At 61.9% G+C, this 19,557-nt stretch carries 18 protein-coding genes; 9 read left to right on the forward strand and 9 right to left on the reverse strand.

The window, feature by feature from the left end; all coding sequences use genetic code 11:
- Positions 1-13: 13 nt before the first annotated feature.
- The 5 genes from BANT918_RS10425 to BANT918_RS10445 form a co-directional block, all read right to left on the reverse strand.
- The gene (locus tag BANT918_RS10425; RefSeq protein WP_101620174.1) at positions 14-1,171 is read right to left on the reverse strand and encodes a hypothetical protein; all 1,158 of its coding nucleotides are present in this window, start codon (positions 1,169-1,171) and stop codon (positions 14-16) included.
- Positions 1,171-2,046: a cytochrome c biogenesis CcdA family protein gene (locus BANT918_RS10430; RefSeq protein WP_101620175.1), complete on the reverse strand. Its 876-nt coding sequence runs from the start codon at positions 2,044-2,046 to the stop codon at positions 1,171-1,173. Before BANT918_RS10430 ends, BANT918_RS10425 begins: the two co-directional genes overlap by 1 nt.
- Positions 2,046-2,792: a DsbA family protein gene (locus tag BANT918_RS10435; RefSeq protein ID WP_101620176.1), complete on the reverse strand. Its 747-nt coding sequence runs from the start codon at positions 2,790-2,792 to the stop codon at positions 2,046-2,048. Before BANT918_RS10435 ends, BANT918_RS10430 begins: the two co-directional genes overlap by 1 nt.
- Positions 2,793-2,860: 68 nt before the next feature.
- Positions 2,861-4,054 (reverse strand): hypothetical protein, encoded by a 1,194-nt coding sequence (locus BANT918_RS10440; RefSeq protein WP_101620177.1) that lies wholly within the window; start codon positions 4,052-4,054, stop codon positions 2,861-2,863.
- Positions 4,055-4,060: 6 nt separating this feature from the next.
- Complete coding sequence (locus tag BANT918_RS10445) at positions 4,061-4,804, reverse strand: DsbA family protein (protein WP_233430440.1); 744 nt, start codon at positions 4,802-4,804, stop codon at positions 4,061-4,063.
- A 144-nt stretch (positions 4,805-4,948) separates the two neighbouring features.
- Between BANT918_RS10445 and BANT918_RS10450 the strand changes: the two genes are divergently transcribed.
- The 4 genes from BANT918_RS10450 to BANT918_RS10465 all read left to right on the forward strand — a co-directional run bounded on the left by BANT918_RS10450 (position 4,949) and on the right by BANT918_RS10465 (position 9,777).
- On the forward strand, positions 4,949-5,512 hold the full coding sequence (locus tag BANT918_RS10450) for a hypothetical protein (RefSeq protein WP_208618073.1): 564 nt from the start codon (positions 4,949-4,951) through the stop codon (positions 5,510-5,512).
- A gap of 5 nt (positions 5,513-5,517) precedes the next feature.
- Positions 5,518-5,907, forward strand: coding sequence for a BlaI/MecI/CopY family transcriptional regulator (locus BANT918_RS10455; RefSeq protein ID WP_101620180.1), 390 nt, complete (start codon positions 5,518-5,520; stop codon positions 5,905-5,907).
- Positions 5,904-6,890, forward strand: a complete 987-nt coding sequence (locus tag BANT918_RS10460) for a M56 family metallopeptidase (RefSeq protein ID WP_101620181.1) — start codon at positions 5,904-5,906, stop codon at positions 6,888-6,890. The genes BANT918_RS10455 and BANT918_RS10460 overlap by 4 nt, the downstream gene beginning before the upstream one ends.
- Positions 6,891-7,620: 730 nt before the next feature.
- Entirely contained in the window at positions 7,621-9,777 is a 2,157-nt protein-coding gene (locus tag BANT918_RS10465) for an MMPL family transporter (RefSeq protein ID WP_101620182.1), read from the forward strand.
- An 85-nt stretch (positions 9,778-9,862) separates the two neighbouring features.
- On the opposite strand, the gene BANT918_RS10470 is transcribed toward BANT918_RS10465, so the two are convergent.
- The 4 genes from BANT918_RS10470 to BANT918_RS10485 all read right to left on the reverse strand — a co-directional run bounded on the left by BANT918_RS10470 (position 9,863) and on the right by BANT918_RS10485 (position 13,199).
- Positions 9,863-10,402, reverse strand: a complete 540-nt coding sequence (locus BANT918_RS10470) for a MarR family winged helix-turn-helix transcriptional regulator (RefSeq protein ID WP_324761569.1) — start codon at positions 10,400-10,402, stop codon at positions 9,863-9,865.
- A 196-nt stretch (positions 10,403-10,598) separates the two neighbouring features.
- The gene (locus BANT918_RS10475) at positions 10,599-11,408 is read right to left on the reverse strand and encodes an ABC transporter permease (protein ID WP_208618074.1); all 810 of its coding nucleotides are present in this window, start codon (positions 11,406-11,408) and stop codon (positions 10,599-10,601) included.
- Complete coding sequence (locus BANT918_RS10480; RefSeq protein ID WP_101620183.1) at positions 11,405-12,415, reverse strand: ATP-binding cassette domain-containing protein; 1,011 nt, start codon at positions 12,413-12,415, stop codon at positions 11,405-11,407. The genes BANT918_RS10475 and BANT918_RS10480 overlap by 4 nt, the downstream gene beginning before the upstream one ends.
- Before the next feature lie 310 nt (positions 12,416-12,725).
- Positions 12,726-13,199: a DUF2505 family protein gene (locus BANT918_RS10485; RefSeq protein WP_101620184.1), complete on the reverse strand. Its 474-nt coding sequence runs from the start codon at positions 13,197-13,199 to the stop codon at positions 12,726-12,728.
- 134 nt (positions 13,200-13,333) lie between these two features.
- Between BANT918_RS10485 and BANT918_RS10490 the strand changes: the two genes are divergently transcribed.
- From BANT918_RS10490 to BANT918_RS10510, 5 genes are all read left to right on the forward strand, one after another.
- Positions 13,334-14,827: a DUF2867 domain-containing protein gene (locus BANT918_RS10490; protein WP_101620185.1), complete on the forward strand. Its 1,494-nt coding sequence runs from the start codon at positions 13,334-13,336 to the stop codon at positions 14,825-14,827.
- A 63-nt stretch (positions 14,828-14,890) separates the two neighbouring features.
- Complete coding sequence (locus BANT918_RS10495) at positions 14,891-15,250, forward strand: hypothetical protein (protein ID WP_101620186.1); 360 nt, start codon at positions 14,891-14,893, stop codon at positions 15,248-15,250.
- Between the two features lie 154 nt (positions 15,251-15,404).
- The gene (locus tag BANT918_RS10500) at positions 15,405-16,910 is read left to right on the forward strand and encodes an SDR family oxidoreductase (protein WP_101620187.1); all 1,506 of its coding nucleotides are present in this window, start codon (positions 15,405-15,407) and stop codon (positions 16,908-16,910) included.
- A gap of 162 nt (positions 16,911-17,072) precedes the next feature.
- Positions 17,073-17,972, forward strand: coding sequence for a squalene/phytoene synthase family protein (locus tag BANT918_RS10505; protein ID WP_101620188.1), 900 nt, complete (start codon positions 17,073-17,075; stop codon positions 17,970-17,972).
- The gene (locus BANT918_RS10510) at positions 17,969-19,555 is read left to right on the forward strand and encodes a phytoene desaturase (RefSeq protein ID WP_101620189.1); all 1,587 of its coding nucleotides are present in this window, start codon (positions 17,969-17,971) and stop codon (positions 19,553-19,555) included. Before BANT918_RS10505 ends, BANT918_RS10510 begins: the two co-directional genes overlap by 4 nt.
- Positions 19,556-19,557: the final 2 nt, after the last annotated feature.

The following is a 19,557-nucleotide window of genomic DNA, read 5'->3' on the forward strand; positions in this document are numbered from 1 at the left end:
AGGGTCGGGAGCCTCAGCGTTGCCCTTCCGCTGATTTTTCGACCACCCGATCCGTAGCCAGCAGAGTCCGGTCACCGGCGCGCAGAGTCCCCAGACCCTGCGAGGTGAAGGCATCTGGAACCGCTACGACACCCGAACCTTCTGCAGGGTAGCCTCGGGCGATGGTGCCGGTGGCTGCGTTGTGGACCCGCAGGGTCTCGCCCTCGCGCAGGTAGATGAGCCCGCCGACGGCGGCTTCCAGGACCACGGACTTCGGCAGAGACACGGGCAGTTCGTTCGTCCCTGCTGCGTCGATGACCGTCAGGCCCTGCGGGTCCCTGGTGATGATCATCTCCGAGTTCGCGTCTCGGGCGATCTCACTGGCGAAGTCATCGAGAATATCGCCCGAGTCTGCCTCGATGACGGGCCCGGATCCGTCCTGCGCATCGAGGTGGATCAGCCCTTCGGTCTGGTCAGGAAATGCTGTGAGCCCGTCGGCGTTCCAATCATGGTCCGACAGTGGAATCTTCCAAGCGGTCTTTCCCTCATCTGACGCGAAGAGCGTGTCCTCGTCAACGCTGAGGATCGTCCCCTGGAACTCGCCGAGGATGCGGGAGTTCGAGGACTCTTCCACGGCTTCGCCGGTGTCAGGATCGAGAGCCACAGCCTCGTCGCCGTCACCGGAGGAGTAGAGGGTCCCAGGTCCCTGCATCGGACCGGGCACCTCTGTCGGGCCCCACCGCTGTTCACCCGATTCGAGGTCATAGGCGCTGGCCGTCACCTCGGTGGTGCAGGTTTCGTCGGAAGCCGAGTCGGTGAGCACCGCCATGGGCTTGCCCTCGCTGTCGATCGTCATGGTGAATCCCGTGCACCCCGTGGGCCGCTGAGTCTGCCACAGGGTGGTGCCTTTGCTGTCAACGGCGCTGAAGTCCAGGCGTTCATCACCGCTGCTCGCAGACAGGAAGACATCGCCGAGGTGCTTGACGTCGAGGTCCCAACCCGGTTCCACGAGCTCGAGGGGCTCAACGATCAGAGGCAGCTGCAGATCGGAGGCGTCGACGGCATCGAGTTCTGTGCCGACCTGTTTCGGTTCGCGTTCCAAGTCGGGCGGCTCTTCAGTTGCAGTGCAGCCGAGGAGTGCCAGTGCTGTGCTCAGGCCAGCGGCCAGTGCGAGAGCGCGTCTCCTGCCCATCAGTGCCTCGACTCGTTCCCGCTGCGTTCGTTCTCACTGCGTTCGTTCCTGCTGCGGCGGCGTTCATGACGGAACCACAGGGCGATCGCGATGACCGCCAACAGGCAGACGACGAGGATGTCGAGCGTGGTCGAGGTCCACGTTCCCGCCCATTCCTGAATCTGGGAAAGGGTGGACGTCGAGACCAGAGACGGTGCCGAGACAAGGCCGTTCGTCATCCAGAACACGATGCCGATGGCGATCATCAGCGCTCCGGTGATCATCGAGACGACGGGCAGCCGACGACCGAAGAAATTGACCGAACCGCCGCGCATGACCGACCTGGCACGCGGTCCCATCCGCGACCACAGGGCCGCGATGATGAACAGCGGAACGACCATGCCGGCCCCGTAGATCGCGAGCATCACGCCGCCGAGGAACACGCTGCCTCTCGTGGCCGCCAGAGTGAGGACTGCGCCGAGGATGGGCCCGGAGCAGACTCCGGCGATCCCGCTGGTGGCACCGAGGAGGAACGTCTTCGTGCCTCCCGTCGCCATTGCGGACTTGGACCTCATGGCGTCGGCACCCGGCAGAACCCTTGCGGGGTCGAATCCGAAGCCGAAGAACTGCACGATGCCGAGGATGATGAGGATCACCGAGGCGACGAGGACGATCGTTCCGCGATGGGCGGTGAAGAGCGCACCCAGGGTTCCTGCTCCCATGCCCAAGGGGATGAGGACGAGCAGCATGCCCACGTAGAAGATTCCACCGTGCAGGAGCAGTCGTGACCCAACCCCCACCGTGGAACCGAAGAAGGCCGGCAGCAGCAGTGCCGCGCAGGGGCTGAGCAGTGCGAGGACTCCGCCGATGAAGGCGCTGAGCAATCCGATGTCCATCAGTTCTGCCCTTCCAGGTTCTGTTCGATGGCGTCGACGAAGACGCTGGTGGGCTGGGCGCCGACATAGGGTTGCCCGTCGAGGATGAACGTCGGAGTCGAGAAGGCACCGAGTTCGGTGCCCATTGCGGCATTCTCCTCGACAGCCTCGGCGGTCTCAGAGGAGTTCATGTCTTCTTCGAACTGGTTCACGTCGAGGCCGATGTCGGCAGCCGCGGATGTCAGAGCTTCGGGGGAGAGGTCTTGCGGTGGCCGTGGTTTGCCCCCGGCGAAGAGCTTCTCGTGGAACTCCCAGTGCTTGTCCTGCAGTGCGGCCGCGTAGGCTGCCTTGGCCGCCTGTTCGGATGCGCGGCCGAAGACGTTGACCTCACGCCATTCGATGCGCAGGTCGCCGGAGTCGGCGTAGTCGAGCATCGTCGGCAGAGTGTCCTGAGACCAGGCAGCACAGTAGGGGCACTGGTAGTCGGAGAAGACGACGAGAGTGACCGGAGCATCCACCGGACCGTCGGCCAAGGGGTCATCAGCACCGCCGCTGTCGAAATCGCTGAGGTCCTTCTGCTCGGGATCCTCGACCTCGGTGACGACGACATCCGGCTCCTGCTGCCCGCCGCCGGTGTTCCGACCAGAGTCATCGTTCTGCCCGCGATCCACGAAGAGGATCATGAGCACGAGAGCCAGGGCCGCGGCGAGGACCGTGAGGGGTATCCACCATCGGTATTGGGGCCTGACCGCTTCGTGTCTGGGCATATCACCACTCCTGAATTACTATGCAGCTTAGTAAAGTGTAGGTCATGGCACTCCCGTGGTGCCAACGTTCAGCTCTGACTCGTGACTAGCAGTGGTGTCTGTGGGTCACCGATGAGCGCGGCGCCGGATTCGGAGATGAGGTGGGGTGCTCCGAGCCGGGCGATCGTCGTGAGCAGGGGAGTCTCGCCCTCGATCGCACTTCCGTCGCGAGCGGATCTGGCTGTAGGTGAGGGCTCTGGGTGATCGGCGTCGCGCCCGCTCCCGGAGTCGAAGGCGATGAGGCCTGCGCCCACGGCTGCGACCTCAGCGTTCTCGGGTAGGGGTGTGGCCCAGCGTTGCGTCCCATCAGCGTCGAGTCCGCGCAGATGGGACCCGACCGAAACCAGGGTGTCACTCGATGAGTCGAACCAGGCCTCAGCGACCTCGGCATCGACGGTGGCCCCCGAGTGCAGGTCGATCAGGGTTCGCGCCTGACTCCCCGCCTCGCCCAGCAGTGCATGAGAGTCACCGATGGGCTCCCAGGGAACCTCCCTGGCCTCGGATGCGGACATGCCGAAGTCCTCGGCTGCCCGGGTCCAGAGCCTGCGGCCCTCGAGATCCTCCCCGAAGATGTCGCTGCCCTGACTGCGCACCAGGTGCTCACCGAACAGTGCGATCACCCGGGAGGACTTACCCTCACCTTCGGCGGCGACCACGTCTCCGGTGGCCGGATCGAGCGCGGTGCGCGGGCCGCTGGTTCCGATGAAATCCTTCGGCGCTCCCGCGAAGACGAGGCCGTTGCCCAGCAGTGGCCCAGGCGTCTCCACGGGCCCCCACAGTGTCTCTCCGGTCGTGAGGTCATAGCCGCTCGCGGTGGGTGTCAGCGAGTCGCCGGTAGGGGAGTCCTGATCCATGAGGACCGCGACGGGGCCGTCGTCGGTGGTGGTGACGAGGTAGGTGGAACAGGCTCGTGGACGCGCTGCCGTCCACAGGATCTGACCCGTCGAATCGACGGCGCGATAGTCGAGGCTGTCATCGTTCTCGTGCATCGACAGGAAGATCCCGTCCTCCTTCTGGGCCGGTGCGTCCCAGCTGGGGTCGACGATGGGTGCCGCCGCGGAATCGCTGTCCGGATCACCGGGATCGACGCTTGGAGCCTGTTCTCCCACAGAGCTCGGCTCTGACGACGGGGAGTCCGAGCCGAGCCCAGAGCAGGCGCCCAGCCCGAGGGTGAGTGCGAGGGTGAGAGGCAGGACCGCCGAGGCGGCCGACCGTGGTCTCACGCGTGCTCAGCCCTGTGCCTCGGCGAGGGCGCCGTCGACGGCGCCGACGAATTCCTTGGTCGGCTGCGCACCCACGAGGGGTTTGCCGCCGATGACGAACGTCGGGGTGCTGGCCACGCCCAGAGACTGGCCCTCTTGGGCGATGGCCTCGAACTCATCGTGGGCCTCGACCGAATTCATGTCTGCCTTGAATTGTGCGGGATCGAATCCGAGGCCCTTGGCCTCGGCCACCAGTGAGTCGTCGTCGAGTTCGGATGACGGGGGATGCTCGCCGCCGTCGAACATGGCGTTGTGGAACTCCCAGTACTTGCCCTGGAGGCCGGCGGCATAGGCTGCTCGGGCCGCCCTCTCGGACTCCTCACCGAAGATGGCGAGGTCGCGCATCTCGATCCGCAGATCACCCTTGTCCACATAGTCGATCATGGTCGGCAGTGTCTCTTCGTTCCAGGTCGCGCAGTAGGGGCACTGGTAGTCGGAGAACATCACCAGAGTCACCGGCGCATCGACATCGCCGAGCGCGCGACTGTCGTCTTCGACCCTGTGTTCGACGAACGACAGATCGATCTCTTCGCCGCCGGAGCCGGACTCGCCGCCGGATCCTGATTCGCTCTGCGAGTCAGAATGCTCGGCGTTGGCACTGTCGTCAGAGGAGCCTTGGTTGGCGATGATCACACCGATGAGTACCGCAGCGAGGATGATGACGGCTAGGGGCACAAGCCACACCATGGGGCCGCGAGTGGAACGGAGCACGGGAGCCTCCTTGAAGAGGAGAGGGTGGGAAAGTCGGGTCGGCGTGCGCTCGAGGGAACGCACCATGGAACTTTACTATCTGGCATAGTATGCTAACGCCCATAGTAGACACTTTGTCCGAAGCCGCGCAACGAAGGGATGCCCGTGCTGTTCTCCTATCCCGCCGAGGCGGTCCGGTCGCTTCGGATGTGGGGCATCCGCCGCATCGTCATCGCCATCGCGGCCGCCGGTGCTTGTGCGGTCATCATCGGATTGTCCACGGTGCTCATCCCCAACTCCTTCTTCTCCAGAGACATCTCTGCCGAGTGGTGGGACTACCTGGTCTGGATTCTCATGTCGATCCTCCTGGGCCTGCTCATCGCCACCTATGTCCGCGAGCCCGGCGCTGAGGTGACGAGTTCGCGTGGGGTCAAGGGCGTTGCCGATGAGGCCGCCGAAGCGGTCGACGGTGAGGACTCCGATGACAGTTCCGAACGCCGCGGGGGTGCCTTCGGCACCATGGGCGGGATGCTCGGGTGGTTCGCCGTTGGGTGTCCGGTGTGCAATAAGGTCGCACTCGCAGTGCTCGGTTACACTGGGGCTCTCACGTACTTCGCGCCGCTGCAGCCCGTGCTGGCGGTGGTGTCGGTCGTCCTGCTGCTGGTCGCAGTGGTTGTCCGTCTCAAGGGGCAGCTCTCCTGCCCGGTGCCCACTCGTGAAAGAATCTGACTGCCATGACTTCGGAGTCGGTCTCGACCGAGAATTCATCGCCGATCCGCCTCGGCGCTCTCGAGCAGCAGGTCATGGACCTGTTGTGGGATGAGGGCGCGTTGACGGTCAGGCAGATCATCGAGGCCTCGGACGCCGATCCCGCCTATACGACGATCGCGACAGTCCTGACCAATCTCGAACGCAAGCACCTGGTCCAACGCGAACGTCGGGGCCGATCGGTCTTCCACACCCCGAGCATCAGCCGTGAAGAGCACGCCGCCACCCTCATGCAGAAGGCGCTGGTCAATGGGGGAGACCGGGCGGCCTCGATCCTGCACTTCGTCGACGGCATCGGCGCCGCCGACGTCGAACTCCTGCGCAGCTATCTCAACTCCAAGGAAGGTCGCGGATGAGTCTGCTGCTCATCGGCGTCGGTGCGGGCGCACTGTTCGCACTGGTCACCTGGGTTGGGCCATTTCTGGTGAGGACGGCCGCGCCCGTTCTCATGCGAACGCCGCGATTCGCCGTCCTCGGGCTCCTGGCCGTGCCCATCATGTGGTGGGCGGTTGTCGCCGCATTGAGCCTGCTGGCCGCCTCGCTGCTCAAAGGTCCCGACGTCCTGCCGGTGCCATTGGCCGACGTCTGTCAGCAATGCCTCATCGCAGCCAGCCCGTTCCCCGACCTCGCGCAGGTCGACACCCTGGTCCCGGTGATCCTCTTCCTCCTCTTTCCTCTCGCTCTCTCGCTCTTCTCCGCAGGGTGGGGGTTGTACCAGCGGGCGCAGCGCCGCCGGGCGAACTCCACTGCTGCGGCTCGTCTCCGTCGGGACTCGGCAGTCGCCGATATCGACGGACGCTCCCTGACCGTCATCGACCAGCAGACCCCATTCGCCTTTTCGCTGCCGCAGAAGTACGGCGGGATCGTGGTCTCGCAGGCGCTGTGTTCGGCTCTCGATGAGAACGAGCTCACCGCGGTGCTCGAACATGAGAGAGCGCATGTCGAGGGCGGACATCATAGGGTCATGGCCATCGTCGACACGTTTGTCCGACCGCTGTCCTTCATTCCGCTGTTCGCCGAGGTGGCAGCGTCGATTCCCCACTATCTCGAGATCGCTGCCGACGACCGTGCGCGCAAAACCGCCGGAACGCCCGCCTTGGCCAGTGCTCTGCTCAAGATCGGGCAGACCTCGAGCGTGACCGATCGCCTCAGCGGGCCCTACGCACTCAACATCGCCGGACCTGACCGGATCCGCCAGCTTGTCTCACCGGCCAGCATGACGTCCGGGGTACTTCCGGTCGTGGCACTGGCCAGTGTGCTCGCCGCCTTCGTGACCGTCTTCTCCTCGGTGTTCTACTCCTATGCCACGGTGCTGGTCACCGGCTGCGTCATGCCCTGACAGCGGTCTCCTTCGCTGGGGGCCAGGCCGTTTCCATTCCGTGGTGCGCGAAGCCATCAAGCAGGGACACATCAGGCGCAAGTGTCGCGGCAGGCTGGAGACAGTCGACCGATGAGGCGAAGCGTGGACACTGCCCCGGCGCCCCACAGTAGAATCAGGAGTATGCGCAAACGTGTGTTCATCATAGTCTTGGCCGTCGTCGCCGTGCTCGGCCTGGTCGCCAGTATGCTCAGCGGCGCTCCCCAGTGAACGCTGTGGCCGCGTTCGCCTGACTGGGCACGACAGGCATTTTCAGCGAGGCGTGATCGCAGTCGCCGGAGTCGCCACCGATTCGGTCGTCACCCGGTGAGAACCACTGACAGCCTCAGTGAGGTGACAGGCAGCCGGTCGACGCAGTTGAGTGCTGCTGCATGGGAGGGGCGGCATGGGCTCTTGCACGCTTGTTCTTGACATCGAGTGGTCCTCGGCTGTCGACGTACAGGCCGATCTGAAACGTCGGGTTGTCGGGCTCGACCTTCTGGGCTTACCAGATGCCTTCTTGGGCTCAGATGAGTTCGATTCGCGAACCGTCGATCCGTGAGCCGAAGGTGACGGTTGAGGCGACCAGCGGTTCCTCGGTGGCAGAGGCCGCCCCATTGGCCTACAGCTCCGACCTGTTGCCGCTGCCGAGTGATTTCTCTATGACCACAAGCCCTTGGCATTTAAGTTCACTAGGTGAAATACTAGCCAGATGAAAGAAACCCTCCAGTCTGCGCATCATCCCAGCCGGGTCGTGCGCATCCTTGTCCCTGCCGCGCTCATCCTCGTCTGGTTGGCGGTTTTCGGGTTTGGTGGGATGAGCTTCGGATCGATTGACGAAGTCGCGAACGACGATCGATCGTCTTTCCTGCCCTCGAGCGCAGAATCGACGAAGGTTCAGAATGAAATCGCGAAGTTCAACGGATCAGACGCAATCCCCGCGATCATCGTCGCCGAACGCTCAGGGGGACTCACCGACGCCGACCGGGAAGGACTCGATCGTCTTGCTGATCGATCGACCGAGGTCATCCCTGGTGCGCAGGCCTCGCCGGTCATCCCTTCAGAGGACAAGGCGGCAGCGGAACTCATCGTTTCGATTCCCTCCGACGCCGAGATCGGCGATGTTGTCACCCAGTTAGAGAAAGAAGCCGGGCAGGAGCTCTCTGACCTCGATTTCTGGGTCAGTGGTCCCGCAGGTTTCACGGCCGATCTGCAGGAGGCCTTCGGTGGGATCGACGGAATCCTGCTCCTCGTCGCTCTCGGCGTCGTCTTCGTCATCCTCGTCATCGTCTACCGATCACCCCTGTTGCCGATTCTTGTGCTCATCAGCTCACTCACGGCTCTTTGCGCAGCGGTGCTCATCAATGTCGCCTTGGCTCGTGAAGGGATCGTGACACTCAATGGGCAGGTGCAAGGCATCCTCTTCATCCTGGTCATCGGTGCCGCTACCGACTATTCGCTGCTTTATATCGCCCGCTATCGAGAAGAGCTGCGGGAAAGCTCGACCCCTTTCCTCGCCGCCTGGAAGGCGGTGCGCGGTGTGCTCGAACCCATTCTGGCCTCGGGCGGAACCGTCATTGTGGGGCTCTTGTGCCTTCTCCTGTCCGACCTTGGATCCAACTCTGCATTGGGGCCGGTTGCGGCCGTGGGCATTGCTTGTGCCATGCTCGCCACGTTGACGTTCCTCCCGGCGTTGCTGGCCGCCTTCGGGCGATTGGCGTTCTGGCCGCGGGGACCCAAATACGGTACTGAACACCCGGTGCTCACCGGCCCGGATGCCACGGGGCTCTGGCCAAGGGTGGGTCGTTTGGTCGCCAAGGGGCCCCGTCGAGTTGTCACTGGGGTCACCGTGGTCCTCGTCATCGGGTGCGCGGGCTTGGCATTCCTCGATGCCAATGGGGTCCCTCAGAGCGAGTTTGTTCTCGGTGACAGTCAGGCGCGCGACGGCCAGGCGGTCATCGATCGTCACTTCTCTGGCGGCTCGGGTAATCCCGCCTATGTGCTTGCACCCAGTGACGAACGTCAAGAAGTCGCTGAGGCAATTTCGTCGACAGGCGGTATCGACAACCTCGCTCTGGTCGCCCAGGACTCCTCGTCTGGCACGACGCCTATTGACGACAATGGCCAGGCGAGTACGAGTTCACGGTCGGGGCCCCCTGCCGCAGAACCGACGGAAATCAGCGGCGAGATCATGTTCTCCCTGACGCTTTCCGCTCCTGCCGACTCACTCGAAGCAGAAGGCACCGTCGAGGATCTGCGGGACAATTTGTCCTCTACCCAGGCACTGGTCGGTGGCAGTACGGCTGTTGATCTCGATACGAACAATACGTCGTCACGAGACAGAGTGGTGATCATCCCCATCGTTCTTGTGGTCATCACCATCATGCTCGCCCTCTTACTGAGGTCCTTGGTCGCCCCGGTGGTGTTGTTGGCGACGACGGTTGTCAGCTTCGGCACGGCTTTGGGAGTCAGCGCTGTCATCTTCGAACTTATCGGACAGCCGCAATCAGATCCTTCGGTACCGCTCTATGCCTTCGTCTTCCTCGTGGCGCTCGGAATCGACTACAACATCTTCTTGATGACTCGGGTTCGCGAGGAAACCATCACGCACGGAACCAGAGAGGGCACTCTTCGGGGGCTGTCGGTGACTGGGGGAGTGATCACAAGTGCAGGAATCGTGCTCGCCGCGACCTTCATGGCCCTCCTCGTCCTTCCCATCCAGTTCCTCCTCCAGCTGTCGATCATCGTCTCCCTGGGTGTCCTCCTCGACGCCTTGATCGTGCGGACGCTGCTGGTACCGGCCCTGTCGCTGTGGATCGGGGATCGTCTATGGTGGCCGTCTCGCCTGGCCAAGCCCAGCAAACACTGAGCAAAAGCACGATAGATCAGGCACCTGCGATGGAAGTGGAATGTCGGTGAAGGTCGATCCTCCCCTTCATCGCCGATGGTGCGATTCAGTCTGATGCAGAGGAGGTGATGTCATTTCTGGTCTCACGCAGGAAACGGATGACCACTTCGCGTTCGGCGGATGTCAACCGGGCTGCGGCATGAAAGCGTCTGGACTGTTGGCGTCCAACAGTTTCCATCGCCGCAGTATAGGTCCCAGGCGTGATGCTGATCGCTTGAGCTCGCCGGTCACTTGGGTGGGGTGCTCGGGTGAGGTGCTGACTGTACTCCAGCCGATCGAGTAGTTTTGTAGTCGCAGAGGCTGAAATGCCCAGATGCTCGGCGATGCCTCCAGGTGTGCCGATGGCATCTCGGTGCTTGCAGATGATGAGGTAGTGGATGGCCTTCATGTCTGTGGCATTGAGTTTCATGTACCGTTGCGAGGCCTCTGACATGGCTTCTTCGGCTTCGCGCAACTGTCCGAAAGCGGACATGAGCTCGCCGATTTGAGCAACAGCTTCAGGTGACATGTTCGATCGGTCGATGAGCTTCTGCTGTGGGTCACTCGAGTCGACGTCGTAGACCGCCGACTTCTCGATGCTCGACACGCACACCTCGCTGTTGTCTTTTGCTTGTTTTATCGTCGGGCCGTGTGGGCTCGTCGTGGATCGCCTGTACCCAGTCTAGTCAATGGGATTGAGAGACACCGAGTGAATGGTGAGACGTGAACTCTGAGAGTTGAATTCAACGGCGAAGCCCCATGCGACTAATCCTCAGGTGGCACCTCGGGTCATGGGCGGACCATCACGCTCGGGAGACACGGCCGCGTAGGGCGGAGAAGGCGAGAGTGAAACTCACCGTGCCGACCCCCACGATGGCCACCAGGCCGGGCCAGATGTCGGCCCATATCCAGCCGTCGCTGAGCAGTGAACGAAGGGTGCTGAGCAGGTAGGTGATGGGGTTGTAGTCGGCGACGACGGACAACCAGCCGGAAAGTGCTTCCTGCGGCAAGAATGCGGTGGTCAGAAAGGCGAAGGGGAAGAAGAGTAAGAACGAGGAGTTCACTGCCCCAGGGCTCCCGGTTCGCAGCGCAATCGCATAGGGGAATCCGGTGAAGGCAATTCCCCAGAGACCGGCAATGACGATGAAGACGATGGCACCGGCGATGCCGGTGGTGAAGTCGACGCCAACTGCGAACCCCAATATCAGTACAGGCACGCAGAGCGCCATGACCAGCACCAGATCAGCGACCATCAGCCCCAGGAGGAGTGCCGACCTGCGCATCGGAGTCAGCAGTAGCCGATCGAAGTAACCGCTGCTGATATCGGTGACAAGTCCGCTGGCTCGAGAAACACCCGTGACGGCAAAGATGATGGCTACCGGCAGTTGGAAAGCCCGGAAGTCCTCCACTCCACTGGCCTCCGCCAGAGGTTCCAATGCACCGATGTTCACCGCGAAGAAGAAGACCGGGATGATCAATGCGGGAATGACCTCAGCCGGCCCGCGCGGGATCGACCGCAGAGCTCGAGTAGCCACGGAGAACAAGTCACGGACGAATCCCGCGCGGTGCGCCTCGGCATCGGCACGGTTCATCGTGCTGGGCGTGGTTGTCATGTGGTTCTCGTCTCCGTTTGGCCGACTGTGCTTCCGGGGCCGATGTTGCTGTTATCTGATCTGCGGATGTGTTCACCGGTGACTGAAAGGAACACATCATCGAGTGAGGGCTGGCGCAGTGTCAGCTCTCGGACATCTGCGTTCGGGACACTGGCCAAGGTCACTGCGACGGGGCTGATCGAACCGGGTCCGTCGGTGACGCTGAGGGTCAGAGTAGTTCCACTGATATCGATGCGCTGGACATGCTCAAGCTTCTCTAATGCCGTCTGTGCGTCGTTGACTGCACTGCCGAGTCTCACGATGATGACATCGGTGCCGATGGTGCGCTTGAGTTCGGAGGGTGTGCCTTCGGCCACCAGCCTCCCCTTGTTGATGATGCCGATTCGCTCAGCCAGTTCGTCGGCTTCCTCCAAATACTGGGTGGTGAGAAAGACTGTCATACCTAACTCGACATTCAGGCGACGCACCTCCTGCCACACCCGTGCTCGGCTGACTGGATCAAGGCCGGTCGTAGGTTCGTCCAAAAACAGCACTTCCGGATCATGAACCAGAGCCAGAGCAAGGTCGAGGCGACGTTTCATCCCGCCGGAATAGGTGCCGATCCGCTGCCCCAATGCATCACCGATATCAATCAGATCCGTCAATTCGGCGACTCTGGTTCGGGTAGCGACTGCAGACAGGCCGTAGAACCGGCCCTGCAAAGCGAGCATTTCGGTCCCGCTCTGTCTGTCGTCCAGGGCCGCGTCCTGCAATGCGACGCCGATGCGTAGCCGAACCTTGTCCGGTTCTCTGGCGACATCGTATCCGGCCACCTGAGCCTGACCCGCGGAAGGAGTGATGAGAGTGCACAGCACACGCGTCAGGGTCGTCTTCCCAGCCCCGTTGGGTCCGAGGAATCCGTAGACTTCGCCGCGGGCCACCGACAGACTCACCCCGTCAACGGCAGTATTGGAGCCAAAGCTTCGAACGAGGCCGTCGGCAGAAATGGCCGTCTCCAATTCCTCCATGCGAGCCTCCCAAGCTTTATTTCACTCAACATAAAGTTCACCAGGTGAACAGTTATATACTTTAAACAATAGGAGTCTCAGCGGGGCATCACAAGACTTTGGGCCACAAAGATGAACTCGTCGGTCTGCTTCAACTTCTCTCCGCGGCTTCGGAGGATCTCTGCCAGGCCGGCGGCCGTACAGTCTTCCACGGGCTCAACGCGTCGTCGAGGTGGTCACCGAGGCTGCTGATGTGCGCGGGTTCAGTGAGCAAGAGGCCGCCGGCCTGGCCTAGGGCACTGCTGGGCGGGGTACCGATATGCGGGCGAGGCTAGGGGTCAGCAAGTCTGTCGAGGCTCGCGGCGATCATATCCTCGATATGAGGGTGTGCCCCGGACTCGATCGCTCTGCCCACGAACGGCAGCGAACAGGCGGTCTCGATCACCGCGTGAATGTCAGTGAAGTCATCGTCCTGACGCAGCAGGGTGATCTCTACGTGGACGTCGAGAGGAACGCCGGGGATCTCTGCGTCGATATTCATATCCGCAGCCGCAGCGGTCTCTGCAACAGGGGCGGATCTGATGTGCTGGATGATTCTGGGATCAGCCCCTAGAAACCTCTGCGCTGCAGGCGGCACTTGGTTGCCGGACAGAGGCATCGATGCGCTCAGATTGAGCCCCTCGGCGCGGCCCGAGTGGATCGATACGGTCGCTCCGTCTTCACGCCACATCTGTTCATCGGCGAAGCGGTCGAGAATCTCTGCCGGCCACATCGCCGTTCGACGTTTCAGAGTGCCACGGTGCATGAAGGCAAGTATGTCATGGTGCAGTACCGTCGGGACCTGCCGACGGCCGCTGTCGATGTCAGCCGATCACCTCGGCCACCGGCCAGCTGCGCCCTCGGGCGGGATCATTGGAGGCAGAGGCCTATACTCTCAGTATGAGCCAGGCAACGAAGCGCCCACGCCGGGTTCTGGTTCTGGGCGCAACCGGGTATGTTGGTGGGCGCTTGGTCCCAAGGCTCCTGCGGGCCGGTCATGCAGTCAGTGTTGCCGTGCGCTCGCCCGAGAAGCTCGCCGAGATGCCGTGGTCGACCGACGTGACGATCTTCACGGTCGATCTCGACGATGGTGATGGTCTGGTCGAAGCGATGTCAGGTGTCGACGTCGTCTTCTACTTGGTTCATTCGATGAATTCTGGAATCGTCTTCGAGTCTCGTGAAACGCGCTCCGCCTCTCGTGTCGCTTCCGCTGCAGAATTCGCTCACGTCAATCGGATCATCTATCTCGGGGGACTTCACCCTGACTCTGGTGAACTCTCAGCGCATATGCGCTCACGAGCGCATGTTGGGCAGATATTCATCGAGGCTCCCGTCGACGCGATCGTGTTCCAAGCCGGGATCATCATAGGGGCGGGATCGGCATCATTCGAGATGATTCGACATTTGGCAACAGAATTGCGTTGGATACCTGCACCGAACTGGGTATCGAATCGGGTTGAGCCTCTGGCGATCCGTGATGTCCTCTACTACCTGGTGTCAGCTGTTGAAGTCCCTGGTCGGGTGAATAGGTCCTTTGATATCGGATCAGGTGACGTTCTGACCTACGCAGAGGTGATGAGATCCTTCAGCCGAATCGCGGGTCTCAAGCCACGGCACGTGTTCAATCTGCCGATTCCTGCACCCACTCTGTCGGGGCTGTGGGTGGGGCTGGTCACTCCTCTGCCCTTCACGCTCACGCTGCCGCTTGTGCAGTCTTTGCAGGAAGACGCGGTTGCCGACGAACACGCCATTGACTCCCTCATTCCCCCTCCTGCTGCCGGTCTCCTCACCTACGAACAAGCAGTCGAACTGGCGCTCTTCCGGGCAGCGGAGGCGGAAGGAGCAGCCGGTGCGAACCGGGACGCTGACGCCGATGAACTGAGCGAAGCCGCTGATTTTCTGCCCATTGATCCGCACTGGGCGGGGAGTCAGCTGATCGAAGATGACCGCACCTTTGTCTTTCCCGATCTTCGTGCCCAGCAGTTGTGGACGATCGTTGCCAGCATCAGTGGCGAGCACCGGTGGAATTCACAGCCACCGTCATCAAAGCTGAGAAGACTGCAGGACCGTATCTTCGGGAGTGCCGGTCCCAGCCGTGGTCCTCGCTTTCTCACTGGTGTGAGGGAAGGCGACCCCATCGCCTGTTGGACGATTGTGGAGATGGAACCGACGTCTCGGGTGCTGCTGCGTGCAGAAATTGAACACGCGGGGGATATCTGGCTTGAATTCACGATGACGGACCAAGCAACGGGTTGCTCGTTTCGGCAGCGAGCCATGTTCAACCCGTCAGGGGTGCGAAGCCGAATCTACTGGGCAGCTGTTACGCCGTTGCGCAGGAAGATCTTTCCCCATATGGCGCGGAACATCGCGAAGGCGGCGAGAAGATTCGCATGACCGGCAGCGAGCAATCCACGATCAGATTCACAATCACCTCGCCACAGGCGCATAATAGAACGTATGACCGAATACAGCCGACCGGAATGGCTCTCCCGCTATCAGGACTTCAAGTCGCTGTGCTCAGATGTCTGCGGTGAGTTCATTCGCTTCTACCTCACGACAGGCTGCGATCAGATCAGCTATACGCATTCGCAGAACACCGATGGGCTGCCGAGCTACTCATGTCGGCTCACGGCAGACGACGGCGCGGTGCTCCTACTTGCCCTCGACGACTGGCGGAACCGAATGGAGGACGTTCCCGGTCTGGTGCGCACCTGGCTGGGGGAGCATTCGGCTCTCAAAGGATGCAAACCCTCCAAGTCTCATTATCAAGGTGACGGATACTGGTTCGAGAAATGGCAGCTGGCGAACCCGTGGTGATGCATCCGCGTCTGATTGTCTCGCTGGACGCTCGTCTCGCCGGACACTCTGTCGACCTCAGTCGAGGGAGATTCGAGTTCAAGCCCCTATTGCCGCAGTGGGCTAGTCTTGCATCACTGAAGTTCCCAGCATGATGACTCCTAAGGATTTGCGCATGGCACAACCTCATCCCGAAACCATCGTTCCTTCCCCACATCCTCGAACTGTGCTCGTGCTCGGGGCCACCGGCTACATCGGGGGACGGCTCGTCCCTCGACTGCTCCAGGCCGGTCACCGAGTTCGTGTTGCAGTGAGGTCACCACAGAAGCTCGAGCAGGTGCCGTGGGTGGATCAGGTCGATGTCCATCGCGTCGATCTCGACGATGGGCACGGCCTCGCCGAAGCCGCCGCCGAAGTCGAGGTCATCCATCATCTCGTTCACTCGATGGGCTCGGGGCACGACTTCGAGAAGAAGGAGGCGGCGACAGCCCATCGGGTCGCCGAGGTGGCCGAGGCTGCCGGGGTTCGACGCATCGTCTACCTCGGCGGGCTCCATCCCGATAAGGCGGACCTGTCCATGCACATGCGTTCTCGGGCTCAGGTCGGGCGTATTCTCCTCGACTCGCCAGTGCCGACCATCGCGTTTCAAGCGGGCATCATCATCGGGTCGGGATCGGCTTCCTTTGAAATGGTACGTCACCTCGCCATGACGCTGAGGCTGATGCCTGCACCGAATTGGGTCAACAACCGTGTCGAACCCCTGGCCGTGCGTGATGTCCTCTACTACCTTCTCAAGGCCGTCGACCTCGATGAAGACGTCAACCGCGCCTTCGACATCGGATCACACGATGTCCACAAATATGCCGACATCATGAAGAGGTTCGGTGCAATCGCTGGCCTCAAGCCCCGTCATGTCCTCGTCCTGCCATTGCCGGCTCCGACATTGTCGGGCATCTGGGTCGGTCTCGTCACCCCGCTGCCATTCACGTTGACACTGCCGCTCGTCCAGTCGCTGCAGGAGAACGCTGTGACCAAGGACAGCGATATCGACGAGGTCATTCCCCCGCCCCCAGATGGTCTGCTCGGCTACGAACAGTCCGTGCGCCTGGCCCTCCAGCGCGAAGCCGAGGGTGCTGTCGACACGAATTGGGCTGCCGTGGCCGGCGGACTCGATCAGGCGGCGAAGCCCTTGCCCAATGATCCCGAATGGGCAGGAGAACGCGTTTACACCGATGACCGTACTCTGCGCTTTCCTGACCTGACTCCCGAGCAGCTCTGGCCGGTCGTCGAAGGCATTGGTGGGCAGCATGGCTGGTACTCGTGGCCGTTGGCGTGGCGGGTGCGAGGTGTGTGGGACAAGATCGTCGGCGGTGCCGGCCTCAACCGTGGACGGCGACTACCGGACCGTCTTCGAGTCGGCGACCCAGTTGACTGGTGGCGAGTCGAAGAGCTTGAACCGGGGCATCGGCTGCTGCTGAGAGCAGAAATGCGGGTATCTGGAAGGGCATGGCTCGAATTCACCACCAGCAAGGCCGGCCGTGGCAGCGACTTGAGGCAAAGGGCGATCTTCATCCCCAAGGGCATCCGCGGCCAGCTGTACTGGGCATTTGTCTCGCCCTTCCACCGGTTCATCTTTCCAGCCATGGCGAAGAACATCGCTCGCGCGGCAGAAAAGCCCTGACCAATCAAGGTCGCAAGCTGTTTCGTTAGCTAAGCTAGCAGTTATGTTCTTCACACACAGACGCTGCAGTGCCAGTGGTGTCAATGATGTCTCGACTCGCAGTGCCCACATTCGCCTCAACGCCGCCATGGCAGGACCCGTGACGGTCGGAGGTGCTGCGCGGTGAGCAGCTCACCTACCTACGACGTCTTCAGCCGTACGGCGCAACAGGCAGCCAAAGCCGTCATCTCGAACTATTCGACATCGTTCGGACTGGCTACCCGGCTGCTCGGACCTGCTCACCGTCATCACATCCGCAACATCTATGCTCTCGTCCGAATCGCCGATGAGATCGTTGACGGTCTTGCCTCCGATGCGGGCCTCGACTCGAGCGAGCAGCATGAGATGCTGGAGAACTTCGTCGCCGCGAGTCGCGCTGGACTCAGACATGGCGTCAGCGACAACCTCATCATCCACGCCTTCGCTCAGACTGCGAACGCGACGGGAATCACCGTCGATCTCATCGAACCGTTCTTCGCCTCGATGAGAGCGGATCTGGAAACACCCAGTGAGCCTTTCGCCCCGGTCCGCGGGTTCGATCAGGACGAACACCGGGCCTACGTCTACGGCTCCGCCGAGGTTGTCGGTCTCATGTGCCTCAAGGTCTTCCTGTGTGGTCAATCCCGAACGCCGGCCCAGACCGAGAAGCTCGAATACGGTGCCCGTCAGCTTGGAGCCGCATTCCAGAACATCAACTTCCTCCGCGACCTTGCCGACGACAGTCTGCGACTTGGCCGCAGCTACCTCACCGCTGAAACCCGACTCACCCAGACCGAGAAAAGCGCATGGGTGACAACGATTCGCCAGCAGCTGACCAACGCCGACGACACGATTGCACTGCTGCCAAAAGATGCCAGAGCCGCGGTGAGAAGTGCTGCGGCGCTCTTCACCGCCCTCAACGACAAGATCGCAGACATCCCCGTCGATCGTCTCTATCGGGAGCGTGTGCGCATCCCCAACGCCCTCAAAGCTCAACTCACGGCGAAAGCGCTGCTGGCCACGGCAAAGGAGAACAGGGCATGACTGAGCGCATCGGCGTCATCGGTGGAGGTGCGGCAGGACTGGCCACGGCAGCATTGTTGGCACGTGAGGGCTACAGCGTCGATCTCTTTGAACAGAACTCAACTCTGGGCGGGCGGATCGGTTCGATCGAAGAAGACGGCTATCGATTCGACACAGGGCCATCGTGGTATCTGATGCCGGAGGTCTACGAACACTTCTTCAACCTTCTCGGTACGACGGCGGCCAACGAGCTCGACCTGCGCACACTCGATCCTGCCTACACCGTGTTCAGTCCCGCTTCGCAGGCTCGGCGGGAGCAGTCGGTCACGATTCCTCACGGCACTGCCGAGGTCCTCGACACCTTCGAGCGAATCGAACGCGGCAGCGGGGCCACTTTGGCCAAATATCTGGACTCGGCCAAGGCCACCAAAGACTTAGCGATCGACTACTTCCTGTACAACCCCTTCACCTCCCCGAAATCGATTCTCAGGGCAGAGCTGCTCACCGCGCTCCCCGCGCTGGCTCGGCTGTTGACCACCTCTCTGGAACGCCACGCCTCTCGATCGTTCCACCATCCGGTGCTGCGGCAGATCCTCCAGTACCCGGCCATCTTCCTTGGCACCGACCCGAGGAAGGCGCCGGCCCTCTATCACTTGATGAGTGCCCTCGACCTCAGCGACGGAGTGCTGTACCCGATGGGAGGGTTCAGAACCATCGTCGATGCTCTGACCCGACTTGTCGAGGAATCAGGGGTGCGAGTGCACACCGATTCCACCGTCACACACATATCCACCGTGTCGGAAAGTGGCCGCCGACGGTCTGCCAACGGCATCGCATGGGAGGATCAAGACGGTCGCGAACACGAGCACGATTGTGACATCGTCGTCTCCGCCGCTGACCTCCACCACACAGAGACACAGCTCTTGGACGAGGGTGATCGCAGCTACCCTGAGAGCTGGTGGCAGAAGGTGACAAGCGGGCCAGGCGCCGTTCTGGTCTTTCTCGGAGTCGAAGGCGAAGTCCCACAGCTTCCCCACCACTCACTGTTCTTCACCGAGGACTGGTCGACGAACTTCGACGACATCTTCGGGCCGCAGCAGAAGATCTCCTCTCCGGCGTCGGCATATGTGTGCAAACCCAGTCACACCGATCCGAACGTGGCACCCTTCGACTGCGAGAATCTCTTCATCCTCATCCCGGTGCCAGCAGATGCAGGACTCGGGGCGGGGGGAGACGACGGGCGGGGAGATCCGCGAATCGAGCGTGCAGCCGACCGGGCCATCGACCAGATCGCTGAATGGGCCGACATCCCCGATCTGAGAGATCGGATCAGTTTTCGCCGGACATTGGGGCCGACGGATTTCTCCAGCAACTACAATTCGTGGCTGGGAGGGATGCTCGGGCCAGCTCACACGTTGCGCCAGAGCGCAATGTTCCGGCAGCAGAATGCCTCCAAGAAGGTGGATGGACTCTACTACGCAGGTGCGACGACGGCGCCAGGGGTGGGTGTGCCGATGTGTCTGATCAGCGCTGAGCTCGTCCTCAAACACATTCGTGGGGATTCGAGTCCGGGACCGCTGCCCGTCGCCGACACACAGGGGTAAAG

It is taken from the genome of Brevibacterium antiquum CNRZ 918, assembly GCF_900169145.1.
GTDB classification, from domain to species: Bacteria; Actinomycetota; Actinomycetes; order Actinomycetales; family Brevibacteriaceae; genus Brevibacterium; species Brevibacterium koreense.